This is a genomic window from Nostoc favosum CHAB5714, from assembly GCF_020829495.1.
Taxonomy (GTDB): domain Bacteria; phylum Cyanobacteriota; class Cyanobacteriia; order Cyanobacteriales; family Nostocaceae; genus Nostoc; species Nostoc favosum.
The window spans coordinates 12,710-28,813 of record NZ_JAIVFQ010000041.1 but is presented as its reverse complement, the minus strand read 5'-3'; the positions used below and the strand labels follow the sequence as shown (position 1 = coordinate 28,813).

Below are 16,104 nucleotides of genomic sequence, written 5' to 3'. Positions count from 1 at the left end.
CCATTTAGGATTGATAGAGTAATTATAAAAAATCTCAATATTATTTATTGAAAGCTATAAAAACTTTTAATATCAATTATTGTTAATTCTTTCCAAAAATAGTATTTACTATAATTTAATACTTGCGATATAAGCTGATGTTCTGGTAAGTCAATTCAGAAAAAAACCTGATATCAAAAATTTAAAGTTAACAAGATTCTCTTGCTAAATCTACTTTAAATTTACTTATCAATCCATTTGAAAATCGCAATTGATTTTTTCACTATTTTATAGGTGTTGGGAGTTATGATGGCAAAATATCTACTAGCTTCTGCTAGTGGGATGGGATTTTTATGTTTAATTGCTGGGTTATCACCTGTGCAAGCCCTTCCTAGTTTAGAAATTGCAGATAAAAACGTAGCTGTTAATCAAGATGATGGCAGCTATGAAAATAATTATTCTAATCAAAGCAATTTAGCAAAAAATATCTCCAGTAAATTGCTGATAGCTAATGAAATTCAAAAAAATTTACCCTCAATCAATCAACAGCAAAAAAATCAAGATTTAGGAGTAGATTTTGCGGTTAACTTTTGGCAGCCAATCATCCCACAATCTGCAAGTTCATCTCCAACCTCATACAAACTTGCACAAGTAACATCCGTATCCCAATTGTCTGATGTACAGCCGACTGATTGGGCTTTTCAGGCACTCCAATCTTTAGTCGAGCGCTATGGTTGTATCGCAGGTTATCCCAATCAAACCTATCGCGGTAATCGGGCAATGACTCGCTATGAATTTGCTGCTGGCTTAAATGCTTGTTTAGAGCGAATCAACGAACTGATTGCGACTGCAACTGGTGATTTGGTCAAGAAAGAAGATTTAGCCACGTTGCAGAAACTACAAGAACAATTTGCGGCAGAATTGGCAACATTGCGGGGTCGAGTAGATGCTGTAGAAGCTCGCACAGCAGAACTAGAAGCAAATCAGTTTTCTACGACTACTAAACTTAATGGAGAGGTAATTATTGCTGGTGTTGGTGCTAGCGGCGGCGCTCCTAATGACAGTGACCCGAACATCATCCTAGTCAATAGAGTGCGGTTAAATCTCACCACTAGCTTTACTGGTAAAGATTTATTAATTACTGGATTGCAAGCCTATAACTTTTTGGGTGGAACCGATGGACAGGGTAGCCTGCAACAAAGTTTAGGATTAGCTGCGCCGCTTTTAAGTGCAAGTAGCGCCCGTACCAGTTTTGAGCCGCAATTTCCGGGGTTAAATGTCAATACTTTGTCGGGTGTTGGCGCAAACAGTGTTCAGGTTTACAAATTGCTGTATATCTTTCCCGTCGCTAATAAATTAACCTTATTTGGGGGAACTGCGGCGGAAACATCAGATGCTTTCCCAGCAATTACGCCTTTTTATGGTGAAGGACAAGAGTCAATATCTCGTTTTGCCGGCTTGAATCCTGTGGTACGGATTTCTGGTGGGACTTCGGGTACTGGTTTAGCATCGGCGGCGGGATTTATTTTTAACATTTCGCCAAATTTGGATTTAAGAGCTTTATACGGCAATCCAAATGCCAATTTAACCCAAAAATCTGCTACTGAGGCACTACCAGGAGTTTCTACTACACCTTTGGGAGCAGGTTTATTTAGTGGTAGTAGTGTTATTGCCACACAGTTAACCTTCAAGCCAAGTTCCGCTCTGGATATTGGTTTAAACTATGCTCACAGTTATCACGAAATCAATATTTTGGGTACAGGATTAGTTAGTAGTGATATCGGTGCTTTAGCAGGGGTTGCACCTGGAACACCTGTCACACTAAACTCTGTTGGGGGTACGCTAACATGGCGATTGTCTCCCAAGATAGCCTTATCTGGCTACGGTGCAGCACTATTTGTTGATGCTGCTTCAAATAGCGTGAATGCTTCCACCACCTTTACAAGTTGGATGGCGGGAGTTCACTTCAGAGATTTATTCAAGTCTGGGAACACTGCTGGGATTATTTTTGGTCAGCCTCTTTTCCGTACTGATACTGGTGGTTCTGCTCAACTTACCCCCACAGGCGAGAATCGGGCGACTCCTTACCATTTAGAAGGCTATTACCGCCTTCAAGTTAGCGATAATATCAGTATTACGCCTGGTGCGTTTATTCTGTTTAACCCAGAAGGTAACAGTAACAATGAGACTACGACTGTAGGTGTACTTCGCACTACTTTTACGTTTTAAGAGATTGGGAGTAGGGAGCGGCTGACGTAGCAAAAACATTATCAAACAAGGTAGCTATTTCTTTACTGCTTTCTCTTACAACCTTCTTAGCTGCACCTTCAAATTGTTTAACAAGACCTCTAGCCATCCCATGATTTCTTCACATTCTTTCACAGCATAATTAGTAAGCAATACGGTTCAGTTAAGGACAAGACTTAGCCAAAATAAATTAAGAAACAACGAACCACAAAGGGCGCAAAGCACACAAAGAAATAAGAGTTTCGGAGAGTTTTTGCGTAAACCCTGAAAGGTTTTTGGCGCTAAGTGAACCGTATTAAATTAGCAAGCAGATATCCTCCCGAAAATAACACTCCTGAAAAGGAGTGTCGAGGATAAAATAATAACTAATAAATAAGTATAAATTCGGTGGGCGATTATCGAATAATATTATTTAGTGTTTGACAAAAATATAGTCGCTTTGCCCAAAACCTGTTGTGCAAAACTGTTGCGATGCCGACGCTAGTCACTAAGCTTTGCCGTACTACTTCGTGGAAGCAAGCTACGCGCAGCGTCTGGTACAGAAGTGCGGGCTAGGTCTACGCTACAATAAAAATAAACTGTCTAGGTGTAGCTCATCGTAGACATTGCTCTACAGATAACCTAATTATTTCTTTTGCCTGATTTACCAGTTTGATTTGAAATTTGGTGCTTTTGTATAACCCGCTCAATCTGGCAAGTCACCGCATCTATTCTATGTTTAACTTTATCAAAATCAATATTCACCCAAATATAGGCTTTGTTAGGTCTTTCCTGCTTATAATTCATATATTGCTTTATTTGTCAAGATATTTTGTTATATCTATACAATATAGCTATCTCAATTTATAAACTACTTTCTCTAGACGTATAAGTAGATATGATTAATATTTACTTAAGATTTTACACGGTAATTCGTAAGGCTACAAGCTGTGCTACCCCACTAAAAAAGACGCGATATTCCGCGCCTCTGACAGCTAAAATCCAAATTTTAAGTGTTAGCTTAAACCTTTGTTTGTAGATATTGCACCAACTGCGGTGCTTGCATCACTCCCTCTATCCGATCCACAGGCTGACCCTGCTTAAATAGTACTAAGGTTGGTAGAGCGGCAATTTTATACTGAGTAGCCAAATCTGTGTATTTTTCCGTGTCGATTTTGACAATCCGCAGGCGATCCTTAAGTTGGGCATTGACTTGCTCTAAAATTGGCACCATCATCTGGCATGGGCCACACCAGTCAGCGTAAAAATCTACTAATACAGGTACATCAGAAGCAGACAGCATCTCTTCAAAGCTGTTAAATTGCTTTTTAGTTGCCATGTGACACACACCGATTTTCAATTGTTTGTTTCAATAGTAATTCTTAGAAAATAAAAGCGGTATAGGTTCATAGTTTTTTGTTGGGAAAGGATTAAATTAGTCAATATAGACTGATTTACCAGCAAAGAATCTTAAATAATTATAATAAAATACGTATATTACTCTGGTTTGTGTATATGCATTAAATATGTATTTAAACCTATCCTGACCAAGCAAATAACTAACTATACAGGCATTCAGGAAAGTGATGTCTACGACGCTCATAGCTGCAACGCTTTCTAGTGTATCCAATCGGGCGATGTTTACGATGGGCTATTAGGCGTCGAAGCTATAAATGAAATAATTCGTAATTCGTAATTCGTAATGGGCTTCGCCCCGCTGCGAAGACAGTAAATTTTGTTTTGTAATGGGGATTTAACCCCAACACAAAACAAAATTTTTATTGAACCGGGGGACTTAAACCCACGGAACTAGTTAAATCAGCAATATATTGCTTCAAGTTATTCATCTATTAATAGAGAAATAAGTATAGATATTTATTTATCCAGACAATATTCAGATGTTCCCTAAATCACCATAAGATAATTAGCGCGGTATTTCTAAGATTGAGGAACATTAAATGACACTATTACAAGATAAAGTCGCAATTGTCACAGGTGCATCACGAGGGATTGGACGAGCGATCGCAATTGAATTAGCCTCACAAGGAGCGATCGCAGTTGTAAATTATGCCAGTTCGAGTGCAGCAGCTGAGGCAGTTGTTACAGAAATTATAATTGCGGGAGGTCAGGCGATCGCTATCCAAGCTGATGTTTCTAAAGGCGATCAAGTAGACGCACTAGTGAACGCCGTCATGGAAAAGTTTAGCCGTGTGGATATCTTAGTCAACAACGCAGGTATTACCCGCGACACGCTGCTTTTGCGTTTGAAGCCAGAAGATTGGCAAGCTGTGATAGACCTTAATCTAACTGGTGTTTTCTTATGTACACGCGCCGTCAGTAAAATCATGCTCAAGCAGCGATCGGGGCGAATTATTAACATTACCTCCGTTGCTGGGCAAATGGGTAATCCAGGCCAGTCAAACTACAGCGCCGCCAAAGCAGGTGTAATCGGCTTCACCAAAAGCGTTGCCAAAGAACTTGCTTCTCGCGGGATCACCGTTAACGCCGTCGCCCCTGGATTCATCGCCACCGACATGACCAGCGATCTCAACAACCCCGAAGATATTCTCAAATACATTCCACTCGGTCGTTTCGGTCAGCCAGAAGAAGTCGCTGGAATGGTGCGTTTCCTCGCTGCCGATCCCGCCGCCACCTACATCACCGGACAAGTTTTTAACGTCGATGGCGGCATGGTAATGGCTTAAATAGTTGAGGGGTAACGATTATTCGTAGTTGGCGTTTTAGCGCTAACTACGAACTGATTAAATCAAGCTTGACAAACTAATTATGAAAACAGACTCTATTTTTTATCGTTTATTTCAAACTTTTCCCAGTGCTTTTTTTGAATTAATTAATCTGCAAGCATCAGAAGCAAATGCATATTAATTTCGCTTCAGTAGAATTAAAGCAAACAGCATTTCGCATTGATGGAGTCTTTCTTCCTGTTGCTGATACTAGTAGTCAGCCGATTTACTTTGTGGAGGTTCAATTTCAAAAAGATAACGAATTTTACGCTCGTTTATTTTCAGAAATATTTCTGTATTTACGACTTTACGCACCTACTACAGATTGGCGAGCAGTAGTTATATTCCCTCGCCGCAGCCTTGAACCAACCCAAGTACAACCTTATCGAGTCTTACTAGAAAGCCAACTGGTAACGAGGCTATATTTAAACGAGCTTGGAGAAGTAACTGAACATTCCTTGGGAGTTGGTATCATCAAATTAGTAGTTGTAAATAAAAAACAAACTCCTTTATTAGTCAAAAGTTTGATTACAAAGACACGTTCAGAAGTGAGCGATAAAGCACTTCAAAAAAAAGTGCTAGATTTAATAGAAACAATTGTAGTGTACAAACTACCGCGTATCAGTCGTCAGGAGTTGATAAAAATGTTTGGACTCGGTAATTTTGATATCAAAACTACTAGAATTTATGAAGAAGTCCGTGATGAAATCATTGAGGAAGTCCGTGATGAAATCATTGAAGAAGTCCGTGATGAAGTCAGGCAAGAACAGACTCTAGAGGTAGTCATGCGTCTGCTGCGACGACGCATTGGTAATTTGAGTCCGCAATTGCAAGAGCGTATCAGCCAGTTATCTATTGAACAGCTTGAAAATCTAGCCGAGGCACTGTTAGATTTTTCCACAGAAGGAGATTTAGTTGTTTGGTTGCAACAGAATCTAACTCAAGCTTGAATTTTTGGTGGACTAAATAAAACCATAGTAGGGCTAGCATTGCAATGCTCACCCTACAAGCAACTAAGGCTGTTGGCGTATCCTTTGCCAGATAGTAAAACCCAAAAGAATGATAATGCTACTGGCGGTAGTCAGCATCACAGCCAAACTCATGCCTTGTATTCTCATAGCCAGCAAGTTGAAAATTAAAGTAATTGACCAAAGTGTGAACGCAGCATGGCGCTGGGAGAGTCCCCAAGCAAGTAAACGGTGGTGCAGGTGGTCTTTGCCTGGAGTACTGAGGGGGTTCTTTCCTGCTAATAGCCGTCGCACAAATACTTGAGTCGTGTCTAGTACTGGCAACAACAGAAATAAAACCGTGGGAATTAGTGCATAAACTGTATTTTGTTGCAGTCTACCTAAAATACTGGTTGCCGCCAATACATAGCCGAAAAAGTATGCTCCGGCATCACCCATAATGATCCGCGAGGGGTGAAAGTTGTGACGTAAAAAGCCCAGTGCAGCACCTGCCAAGGCTGCTAATACCAAAATTGCTGCTGCACGATTGTTAAATTGGGCTGCAACGCCTAACAAACTCATGGCAGTAATAAAGCTGATTCCTCCCGCCAAACCATCCATACCATCCATCAAGTTGATGGCGTTGGTAATTCCTACTACCCAAAGTACTGTTAACAACGTAGACAGGAGCGAGTCTATGGGAGTGCCAAACATGACATGAATACTGATACCATTAGCTACCAGTAAAAGTGCCGTGAGAATTTGCGTCCACAAACGAACAGAGGGCGGTAAGCCGAACTGATCATCGATAAAGCCCACAAGGACTAATATCGAACCTCCCAACAGAATAGTGAGCACCTGAGCCAATACGTTTTGGAGTTCGATAGGTCGTAACAGGCTAGCTAAAACCAGGGCGGCAATCACACCCGCGTAGATAGCCAGCCCCCCTGCATTGGGTAAAGGTTCTCGGTTGAGCCGCCGTGCGTTGGGTTGGTCAGCCCAACCTACCCGCAAGGCGAATTTGCGTACTGTCGGAATTAAACGCCACGTTACAAGGCAAGCCAAAAGAAACGTAAATACTACCGCCAACCAGCCGGTGCCGCTAGGGTCGGCAATACCGAGGGACTTAAGGGAGTTGTCTAGATTCATCTCCCAATTCAAGCATTACTGCCTGTATGTAATATGAGCATCACCTGTATATTAATCAATTTTTTTATTTCCATTTGTAACTTGAGCCGCTTGAGAGATTAGCACTCTGGCGCTGTGAGTGCTAAATTGTCTAATGGAAGCGCTAGAGAAATAAAACATGGCGAAAATTATTGCATTTGACGAGGAATCGCGGCGATCTCTAGAAAGGGGTGTTAACGCCCTTGCCGATGCCGTAAAAATCACCTTGGGGCCCAAAGGTCGCAATGTCCTTTTAGAGAAAAAATTTGGCGCACCTCAAATTGTCAACGATGGTATCACTGTTGCCAAGGAAATTGAATTAGAAGATCCTTTGGAAAATACTGGTGCAAGACTCATCCAGGAAGTAGCCTCAAAAACTAAAGATGTCGCTGGGGATGGTACTACCACCGCCACTGTTTTAGCACAAGCCTTGATTCGGGAAGGTTTGAAGAACGTCGCGGCAGGTAGTAACCCAGTTAGTTTGAAGCGCGGGATCGACAAAACTATTGAGGCATTGGTACTAGAAATTGCCAAGATAGCCAAGCCAGTAGAAGGAAGTGCGATCGCTCAAGTTGCTACTGTCTCTGCTGGTAACGATGAAGAAGTTGGCCAAATGTTAGCTCAAGCAATGGAAAAAGTCACCAAAGATGGTGTAATTACCGTTGAAGAATCTAAATCTCTCACAACTGAACTAGAAGTAGTTGAGGGGATGCAGATTGACAGGGGTTATATTTCTCCCTACTTCGTCACCAACAACGAGCGGCAAATCGTGGAATTTGAAAACGCCCGGATCTTGGTTACTGACAAAAAAATCAGCAGCATCCAAGATTTAGTGCCGGTGTTGGAAAAAGTCGCCCGTTCTGGTCAGCCCTTGCTGATCATCGCTGAAGATGTTGAAGGTGATGCTTTGGCAACTTTGGTAGTGAACAAAGCGCGGGGTGTACTTGCTGTGGCTGCAATTAAAGCACCTGGGTTTGGCGATCGCCGCAAAGCTTTGTTAGAAGATATTGCTATTCTCACCGATGGACAGTTGATTTCTGAAGAAATCGGCTTAAGTCTAGATACCGCTTCTCTAGAAGCACTGGGAACTGCCCGCAAAATCACCATTGACAAAGAAAGCACCACAATTGTAGCTGGCAGTGTCACTAAGCCAGAAGTACAAAAGCGGATTGGTCAAATTCGCAGACAGTTGGAAGAAACCGATTCTGACTACGATCAAGAAAAACTGCAAGAACGCATCGCCAAGCTCGCTGGCGGTGTGGCAGTGATTAAAGTGGGTGCGGCAACCGAAACCGAACTCAAAGACCGTAAACTGCGGATTGAAGACGCGCTGAACGCTACTAAAGCTGCTGTGGAAGAAGGTATTGTTCCTGGTGGTGGGACAACTCTAATTCACTTAGCTAAGAAGGTAGAAGAGATTAAAAAGACCCTACAAAATGACGAAGAAAGAATTGGGGCTGATATTGTCGAACGAGCGCTAGAAGCCCCCTTGCGCCAAATAGCAGACAACGCTGGTGCTGAAGGTTCTGTGATCGTCTCGAAAGTTCGGGATAGCGACTTCAACATTGGCTACAACGCCGCTACTGGTGAATTTGAAGACTTGATTGCTGCTGGTATTATCGACCCTGCCAAAGTCGTGCGTTCAGCTTTGCAAAACGCTGGTTCCATTGCTGGTTTGGTCTTAACCACCGAAGCGATCGTTGTTGAAAAGCCGGAGAAGAAATCCGCAGCTGCTGCCCCTGATATGGGCGGTATGGGCGGCATGGGCGGCATGGGCGGTATGGGCGGTATGGGTGGCATGGGCGGCATGGGCGGCATGTTCTAACTTCTGCTCACCCAGATAAATATTTTTTTAGCAGTTTGTCTTACTAAGGCAAACTGTTTTTTTATACTTACCATTGCTGATTCAGAAGCAATATGTTATCTGTATTGCTGGTAACTCACTGAACGTAAATAAACTTACAGCAGTTTTCATCTATTAAAACCACACCTATCGTAGGGGCACAGCAATGCTGTGCCCTTACAACTAAAAATAGCTGTAATTATGAAACTTTTCAGTGGTTAGTTCTAAATACAACTCACTACCAACAAAATGCTGATGACCAAGTTAGCAACCTAAATAATTACTTAATCTAGAAATTGCCGTATTTGTATTAGTTTTTGTAAAATTACATGTAAACGGTTATTAGCCACTAATCAATTATTTTTACTAATGACTAATAACAAATGACTAATAACTATTAGGTAATATTGCATGGCACGAAAACTGCATCGCCTTCCCAAAATAGGAAATAAGCCAAACGAAGATGAGTTCTATCACCAACCAGGGACTGTACCTGGAACCATTTTTATTGATGCAGATGCTCCACCACCGATAATTTTCTTGATTGACTATAACCAAACCGATTTCATCCGCGAACAAATAGCAACTCCAGAGGAGTGTGCCCCATATCTTGATAGCGAATCGATTTCTTGGGTAGACGTACAAGGTTTAGGAAGTCAAGACATATTACAACGATTGGGTAACGTTTTTGAGTTACATCCTTTAGTTTTAGAGGATATAGTTAATGTACCGGAGCGTCCTAAAACAGAGGATTATGAAGACCAATTGCTATTCATTGCCCGCATGGTAGTACCAAAGGAAAGAATATGTGGTTTTCACAGCGAACAAGTGAGTTTGATATTAGGGAAAAACTATTTGCTGACAGTCCAAGAAGAACCAGATCATGATTGCTTTGAAGCGGTGCGATCGCGGATTGAAAAAAACAAAGGTATCATCCGCAAACAAGGATCTGATTATTTAGCCTATGCCGTGTTAGATGCAATTATTGATGGCTTTTTCCCAGTGCTGGAGCTTTATGGGGAGCGAATCGAAGAGTTAGAAGAGGAAGTAATAATTAAACCTACTCCGCAAACACTACAAAATATTTATCAAATTAGACGAGAATTACTGCAACTGCGTCGTGCTATCTGGCCCCAGCGAGATGCAATTAATTCTTTAATTCGAGATGGCAGCGAACTGATTGGTGAAGAGGTAAGAATTTACTTGCGAGATTGTTATGATCATACAGTGCAAGTGATGGACATGGTGGAAACTTACCGAGAACTAGCATCTGGATTAATGGATGTGTATCTTTCGGCAGTAAGCAACAAAATGAATGAAATCATGAAGGTACTAACGGTAGTTTCAACAATTTTTATTCCATTGACTTTTGTTGTCGGAATATATGGTATGAATTTCAATACTGAAAAATCGCCATATAATATGCCTGAGTTGAATTCGTATTGGGGTTATCCACTTTGCTTGGCAGTGATGGGAGCGATCGCACTTGGATTGCTATTGTTTTTTTGGCGACGAGGCTGGCTGCAAAATTCTGTAACAATCAAGCGTAATTAAAAATCGTAGATGGATAATGACTCAAAGATACATTTATTAGCACCGGGAGTTAATATTATAAGTTATGAGGAGTAGCGACCAGAATTTAGTAGTTTTAACGATTTATATTATCGGTGTTTCATACGTTTTTAACCGCATGGTTGAATCCATTGATGATCAAATTAAGTTTGAGTTTAAAAAAGGAATCGTTGATGAGCAACTCAAAGAAAACAATCTCGACGATAAAATTGGGATTTCCTTTAAACTCAAATCCTCATACCCAATTGACGATTTGAAAGATTTAGGAATTAGCATTGAAAATAAATCTGAAAATATTGCTGTATACGTTGACTGGGACAACAGTTCTTTAGTCGTTGAACATAGCAAGCAATCGCGCCGTGTAATTCGGAAATCACCAGACTTAACCCGCGACTTAGCAGTACCCCAAAGTCCTAGCCTGATTGCCCCTAAGAAAACACTTTCTGAAACGGTGACAGCAGAAGATGTTTTCGAGCGCGATCAAGTAGCTGGAACCTATTCAGCAAAAAAACCCCTAATTGATATCAATGGGCTGCAAAAAGGGCAAAAAAAATTGTACAACGACTTTATTAACAGAAGAAAGGAGTTAGACTTTTCCCTGCAACTGGTGCTACGGATATCTGAGGTGCGTTTAGGTCTAGCCCCAGGTCGTGATTTTCCTCCTATTAGTATTATCAATTGTCCTTTCACAGTCAGGAAACTACCTTGGACTTACGCTTTACCTTGGAATAAAAAAAAGTAATGCCATGTCAACATACTAGGGACTTCCAAAGATTACACTGGATCTAAGGAGAAAGTAGGCGCAGGCGGTTGCAGATCAGTCATAGTTACTGGTTTGAGGAAAGTCCGGACTCCCGAAAGACCAAACTTGCTGGATAACGTCCAGTGCGAGCGATCGTGAGGATAGTGCCACAGAAAGATACCGCCAAAACAGTTAGGAGTTAGGAATTAGGAGTTAGGAATTATTAACTTTTAACTCATCACTCATAACTCTTAACTAAATTTGGTAAGGGTGCAAAGGTGCGGTAAGAGCGCACCAGCAGTATCGAGAGGTGCTGGCTCGGTAAACCCCGGTTGGGAGCAAGGCGATAGGAACTACGGTTGGTCTTTTACCAGTTCCGCTCAATGAGAGCCGCTAGAGGCGTTTGGTAACAAACGTCCCAGATAGATAACTGCCCTCGCAAGAGAACAGAACCCGGCTTATGTACTGCTCTCTCCCCTGTAATGGAGTATGAACTTTTCACGGTTTGTACTCCATTATTTTTTGTACGGATTTTGTACGATGATTAATTCATCATTTATAGGACTTACGCAAAACTACACGCCATAGGGGCAATTCATGAATTGCCCTAAGAAGAAAATCATTCTTTTCGGCTATCGTTTGCGTAAGTCCTGATTTAGAGCATTCCCAGTATCTCTAATGCTGTATCCAGATGCCATTTAACTCGATAGAGTCCAAACAGCTTCTCTTGACTGTACCGTGCTGGGTACTCTAGCTTCCTTCCCTCGATCGTCACCTTGAGCAATGCTGACTGCTCTGGTGTTGGTGTTCCCATCGCTTCTAGCGTTGCTTCTAGCGCTTGTACTTGAGAGAGCATAGGAGACTTCAATCCTTTATTTTCTGACACTTGCTTGCAGGCTATAACAGGGAAGGTCAGGAGGGCGTTAATGTAGGATGCCTTATCAGCAGGGTTTCCTATTGCTTGGATACCGTACTGTATCAGGCATAAATCGCGTAATGCTCTCAAGCTTTTAACTTCTAATTCTGTGCGTGTGAACATAAAATAGAGTTACCTCTTGTAAAAGTGGGAATCGGTGGGCAACAAGTTTCTCAGGCTAAGATGCCCACCGATTTAACATTATCCACTGATATACATGTGGAAAATAAGTTTATTTGTATTTCTATACAATGTCTAAAAATAAAGGTAATCCAGATAACTTAAAGCCATTCACCACCGACAGAGAGCGACCACTAACTGAATATCTACATTTGCGTGTCACCAAGGAAATGAAGGAAGAGGTAAAAGCTAAAGACGACCCTCCTGAGTTTTGCCGTCAAGCTATTCAAGAGAAGCTAGATAGAGAGAAGTAGCGAAAAGTTGTTAAAGTAATAGTCCAAGAACTTTAAAGATATAAGAATAGATAGCTAGTTGCCTCCCCCTGCCCCCTTCCCCCTGCCCCCTTCCCCCTGCCTCCCCTGCCCCCTTGCCCCTTCCCCTTGTCATGCAATGCCCCTTGCCTATCCACGCCGTCAACGGCAACTCGAAAGTTTAGTCCAAAAATTAGGTTTGTCGCTAGAAGCACCTATAAAGTGGGAACTGCTGGATTTAGCGCTAACTCATCCTACTGTCTCTGATTCGGCAAATTATGAACAACTAGAGTTTGTTGGCGATGCAGTGGTGCGCCTGGTGTCGGCTGTTGTGTTATGGGAAAATTATCCTGATTGTCCAGTAGGGGATTTTGCGGCAATTCGTTCGGTGTTGGTGAGCGATCGCATCCTCGCCCAATTGGCCAGAGTTTATGGTTTAGAGTTATACTTACTAGTCGCTGGTAGTGCTACCGCCGATAAAGTTGGTCAAGAGTCACGACTGGCAGATGCCTTTGAAGCAGTTCTGGGTGCGCTTTACTTAAGTACTCAAAATCTGGAACTGATCCGCTCTTGGCTAGATCCCCACTTCCAAGAACTAACGACAGAAATTCGCCTCGATCCTGCCAGACTTAATTACAAAGCTGCTCTCCAAGAATGGACTCAGGCACAATTTAAAGTTTTACCAGAGTATCGGGTTGTGGAAGTCACTCAACCGCACCGCAATCAAGAACGTTTCGTAGCTGAAGTGTGGTTGCACGGAAACAAGCTAGGAGTTGGTAAAGGGCGATCAATCAAAACTGCTGAACAAGCCGCAGCTAAAGTAGCCTTTTTAGCAATTCCTAACCCGCAAATACCCTAAACCAAAAATAGTACTGATAAACTGATAACTCAGTTGGTTGTCAGTGGTCATTTATCCCTAGTCCCTTGCATACTAATGACTAATGACTAATGACTAATGACTAATGACTAATGACTAATGACTAATGACTAATGACTAATGACTAATGACTAATGACTAATGACTAATGACTAATGACTAATGACTAATAACTAATGACAAACCAAATTAAAATTGCTGTCATCGGAGTTGGGCGTTGGGGAGTGCATTTGCTGCGGAATTTCTTAGCACATCCCCAAGTAGATGTAGTTGCTGTAGTAGACCCCCATCCAGAACGATTAACGGCGATAAAACAGCAGTTTGATTTAGACGATTGTGTAGTATTAACAACCCAGTGGGAGGATCTAAAGAAAGTTCCAGGGTTGACAGGGGTGGCGATCGCAACTCCAGCTACCACCCACTATGCTTTAATTAAAGACGCTCTCCAACAGGGATATCATGTTTTAGCTGAAAAACCCCTAACTCTCAACCCAGCAGAATGTCGGGAACTTTGCCATTTGGCAGAGCAGCATCATTTAATACTCATGGTTGACCATACTTATTTATTTCACCCAGCAGTTGAGCAAGGAAAAACTGTAGTACAAGCGGGTAAATTAGGTGATTTGCGCTATGGCTACGCGACGCGCACCCATTTGGGGCCTGTCCGGCAAGATGTTGATGCACTGTGGGACTTAGCTATTCACGATATTGCTATCTTTAACGCTTGGCTAGGTCAGACCCCTGTAAAAGTACAAGCAACGGGTACGGTGTGGCTACAGGGAGAGGGGAGTAGGGAGTGGGGAGTAGGGAGTAGGGAAATGACTCACTCACCACTCCCTAGTACAGACGCGATTAATCGCGTCTCTTCCCACTCTCCATCTCAAGGTTTGGCTGACTTAGTATGGCTAACACTGACATATCCAGATAACTTTCAAGCTTATATTCATTTGTGCTGGCTGAATCCTGATAAGCAGCGACGGTTGGGGATTGTAGGTAGCCTTGGCAGTTTGATTTTTGATGAAATGTCGCAATTATCACCTCTCACCCTACTACATGGTGAGTTTGAACAGCAGGGCAATCAATTTATTCCTGTGAATCAAAAGCAGGTGGTGCTGGAATTAGAGCCAGGGGAACCATTGGGGCGAGTTTGCTCCTGCTTTGTTGTCTCTGTTCTCAACAATACTCCCTCAGAGGTTTCGTCTGGCTGGGTAGGCGCTGAGTTAGTAGAAATTCTTGCTGCTTTAACAGAATCTCTTCAGCAAGGCGGCCAACCTGTTCTTCTGAATGATAGTCAAGGAGCAAAAGTAACAAATGACACATGACCCGACCATTGTCCACGATGCATTCAAGCAGTTGAGCGTGACAAATTCTCTGCTTCAAAATACTTACCTAAACTTGCCTAGACCTGTTTAGAGATTTCTTCCCGTGTCCACCAAGGTAGTCGGCTACTTCTTGTCAACGGGCGTAAATTCCGGTCAAGCCAACCGTATTTTATCTTCTGGGGCATCCCTCAAGTTAATTGAGGCATTCTCATCTCGATCTTGAATGTTGCCGCATCTACCACAGTTATAAACACGCTCACTCAATCTCATCGTCTGAATATGCCCACAACATGAACACATCTTCGATGACGGAAACCATCTGTCAACCAACTCAACCCTAGTCGCATAAAAAGGTTGCTTGTAAGTTAGCTGTCTGCGAATTTCGTAAAAGCAATTATTGCTGACGGCAGGCAGAAACACCAATTAGCTCTCCAAATTCTGCAACTTTCCACATTAACTTATCTACGATAGGAAATTATAGATAAGTTTAGCAAGGTTTTTCGTGATTTAGTTCATCTCTCGTGGCCCAAAAATACGATCAAGCGATCGCTGCTGTAACTTCTCAGGTGAATGAAGCCATATTGGATGCTGTAGGAGCAAAGTGTGGTTTGAGATTGCTGGATGTAGCTTGCAGGATTGGGTGGCTGAGTGCCGCAGCACTAAAGCGGGAGGCCATAGTAACAGGATTGGACTATGCAGAGAATATGGTGGCTATTGCCAGAGTGCGATGCCCTCAAGGATCATTAGACCTCTTGCAAAAGTCTATCCCCTTTTCCACATCCCGTGAAAAGTCAGATTGAGCGACCAATACGGTTCAGTTAAGAAAAATTGTAGGTTGGATTAAGCCAAGCGTATTGCTATATAAGCAACAGATACCTCGAAGTCGTGTTGAAGTACTTGAAAGTCGTGTTGAGGTACTTGAAAGTCGTGTTGAGGTACTTAAAAGTCGTGTTGAGGTACTTCAACATCGTGTTGAGGTACTTAAAAGTCGTGTTGAGGTACTTCAACATCGTGTTGAGGTACTTAAAAGTCGTGTTGAGGTACTTAAAAGTCGTGTTGAGGTACTTAAAAGTCGTGTTGAGGTACTCCAAAGTCGTGTTGAGGTACTCCGAAGTCATGTTAGAGTACTTCAAACTTTGTCGCACCGCGATCAAGTACACAGGTGCGGGCTACGCCTACGCTTGACTTTTAAAACAGTCGCTACATAGTTTAACCCTCTTCTAAGAAACCATATTTTCCTCAGTCCTCAGAAAATATGGTTTCTTAGAAGAGGGTTAAGGTTTTTAGCGTTAACTAAACTGTATTGGTTGAGCGATCACATTTGCTTGTTGAGCGACA

General features: G+C 42.2%; 17 protein-coding genes and 1 other RNA gene. 12 read left to right on the top strand and 6 right to left on the bottom strand.

The genetic code is table 11. The annotated features are described in order from the left end of the window. Positions 1–288 precede the first annotated feature (288 nt). The gene (locus LC586_RS22955; RefSeq protein WP_229487001.1) at positions 289–2,208 is read left to right on the top strand and encodes an iron uptake porin; all 1,920 of its coding nucleotides are present in this window, start codon (positions 289–291) and stop codon (positions 2,206–2,208) included. 639 nt (positions 2,209–2,847) lie between these two features. Here LC586_RS22955 and LC586_RS22950 read toward each other — a convergent pair. Further along, positions 2,848–3,012 carry a hypothetical protein gene (locus tag LC586_RS22950; protein WP_229486976.1) on the bottom strand — a complete coding sequence of 55 codons (165 nt, stop codon included), beginning with the start codon at positions 3,010–3,012 and terminating at the stop codon, positions 2,848–2,850. Positions 3,013–3,226: 214 nt separating this feature from the next. Next, entirely contained in the window at positions 3,227–3,544 is a 318-nt protein-coding gene (trxA, locus tag LC586_RS22945; RefSeq protein WP_109007859.1) for a thioredoxin, read from the bottom strand. A 619-nt stretch (positions 3,545–4,163) separates the two neighbouring features. Here trxA and fabG point away from each other — a divergent pair. From fabG to LC586_RS22930, 3 genes are all read left to right on the top strand, one after another. After that, positions 4,164–4,910, top strand: coding sequence for a 3-oxoacyl-[acyl-carrier-protein] reductase (gene fabG / locus LC586_RS22940; RefSeq protein WP_229486975.1), 747 nt, complete (start codon positions 4,164–4,166; stop codon positions 4,908–4,910). 82 nt (positions 4,911–4,992) lie between these two features. After that, positions 4,993–5,091, top strand: a complete 99-nt coding sequence (locus LC586_RS22935; protein ID WP_229486974.1) for a DUF2887 domain-containing protein — start codon at positions 4,993–4,995, stop codon at positions 5,089–5,091. Beyond that, positions 5,081–5,899, top strand: a complete 819-nt coding sequence (locus LC586_RS22930; RefSeq protein ID WP_229486973.1) for an Rpn family recombination-promoting nuclease/putative transposase — start codon at positions 5,081–5,083, stop codon at positions 5,897–5,899. The genes LC586_RS22935 and LC586_RS22930 overlap by 11 nt, the downstream gene beginning before the upstream one ends. Positions 5,900–5,962: 63 nt before the next feature. Here LC586_RS22930 and LC586_RS22925 read toward each other — a convergent pair whose 3' ends face one another. After that, positions 5,963–7,045, bottom strand: a complete 1,083-nt coding sequence (locus LC586_RS22925) for an MraY family glycosyltransferase (RefSeq protein WP_229486972.1) — start codon at positions 7,043–7,045, stop codon at positions 5,963–5,965. Between the two features lie 157 nt (positions 7,046–7,202). Between LC586_RS22925 and groL the strand changes: the two genes are divergently transcribed. The 4 genes from groL to rnpB all read left to right on the top strand — a co-directional run bounded on the left by groL (position 7,203) and on the right by rnpB (position 11,697). Beyond that, positions 7,203–8,888 (top strand): chaperonin GroEL, encoded by a 1,686-nt coding sequence (gene groL, locus LC586_RS22920; RefSeq protein ID WP_229486971.1) that lies wholly within the window; start codon positions 7,203–7,205, stop codon positions 8,886–8,888. A gap of 429 nt (positions 8,889–9,317) precedes the next feature. Beyond that, entirely contained in the window at positions 9,318–10,460 is a 1,143-nt protein-coding gene (corA, locus tag LC586_RS22915; RefSeq protein WP_229486970.1) for a magnesium/cobalt transporter CorA, read from the top strand. A gap of 64 nt (positions 10,461–10,524) precedes the next feature. Next, a complete protein-coding gene (locus tag LC586_RS22910) occupies positions 10,525–11,220 on the top strand; it encodes a hypothetical protein (protein WP_118167252.1) in 696 nt (231 codons plus the stop codon). A gap of 50 nt (positions 11,221–11,270) precedes the next feature. Next, an RNA gene (gene rnpB / locus LC586_RS22905) (RNase P RNA component class A) lies at positions 11,271–11,697 on the top strand. A gap of 178 nt (positions 11,698–11,875) precedes the next feature. Here rnpB and LC586_RS22900 read toward each other — a convergent pair. Further along, on the bottom strand, positions 11,876–12,259 hold the full coding sequence (locus LC586_RS22900; protein WP_229486969.1) for a hypothetical protein: 384 nt from the start codon (positions 12,257–12,259) through the stop codon (positions 11,876–11,878). A 128-nt stretch (positions 12,260–12,387) separates the two neighbouring features. Between LC586_RS22900 and LC586_RS22895 the strand changes: the two genes are divergently transcribed. The 3 genes from LC586_RS22895 to LC586_RS22885 all read left to right on the top strand — a co-directional run bounded on the left by LC586_RS22895 (position 12,388) and on the right by LC586_RS22885 (position 14,766). After that, complete coding sequence (locus LC586_RS22895; RefSeq protein WP_099104126.1) at positions 12,388–12,570, top strand: hypothetical protein; 183 nt, start codon at positions 12,388–12,390, stop codon at positions 12,568–12,570. A 136-nt stretch (positions 12,571–12,706) separates the two neighbouring features. Next, positions 12,707–13,426: a ribonuclease III gene (gene rnc / locus LC586_RS22890; protein ID WP_229486968.1), complete on the top strand. Its 720-nt coding sequence runs from the start codon at positions 12,707–12,709 to the stop codon at positions 13,424–13,426. A 194-nt stretch (positions 13,427–13,620) separates the two neighbouring features. Further along, the gene (locus LC586_RS22885) at positions 13,621–14,766 is read left to right on the top strand and encodes a Gfo/Idh/MocA family protein (RefSeq protein WP_229486967.1); all 1,146 of its coding nucleotides are present in this window, start codon (positions 13,621–13,623) and stop codon (positions 14,764–14,766) included. Positions 14,767–14,919: 153 nt separating this feature from the next. Here the strand turns inward: LC586_RS22885 and LC586_RS41945 are convergent, their stop codons facing one another. Further along, positions 14,920–15,186, bottom strand: a complete 267-nt coding sequence (locus LC586_RS41945; RefSeq protein ID WP_369010537.1) for a zinc ribbon domain-containing protein — start codon at positions 15,184–15,186, stop codon at positions 14,920–14,922. Positions 15,187–15,287: 101 nt separating this feature from the next. Between LC586_RS41945 and LC586_RS22880 the strand changes: the two genes are divergently transcribed. Next, positions 15,288–15,566, top strand: a complete 279-nt coding sequence (locus LC586_RS22880; protein WP_229486966.1) for a class I SAM-dependent methyltransferase — start codon at positions 15,288–15,290, stop codon at positions 15,564–15,566. 57 nt (positions 15,567–15,623) lie between these two features. On the opposite strand, the gene LC586_RS22875 is transcribed toward LC586_RS22880, so the two are convergent. Continuing rightward, a complete protein-coding gene (locus LC586_RS22875; protein WP_229486965.1) occupies positions 15,624–15,884 on the bottom strand; it encodes a hypothetical protein in 261 nt (86 codons plus the stop codon). Between the last annotated feature and the right edge of the window lie 220 nt (positions 15,885–16,104).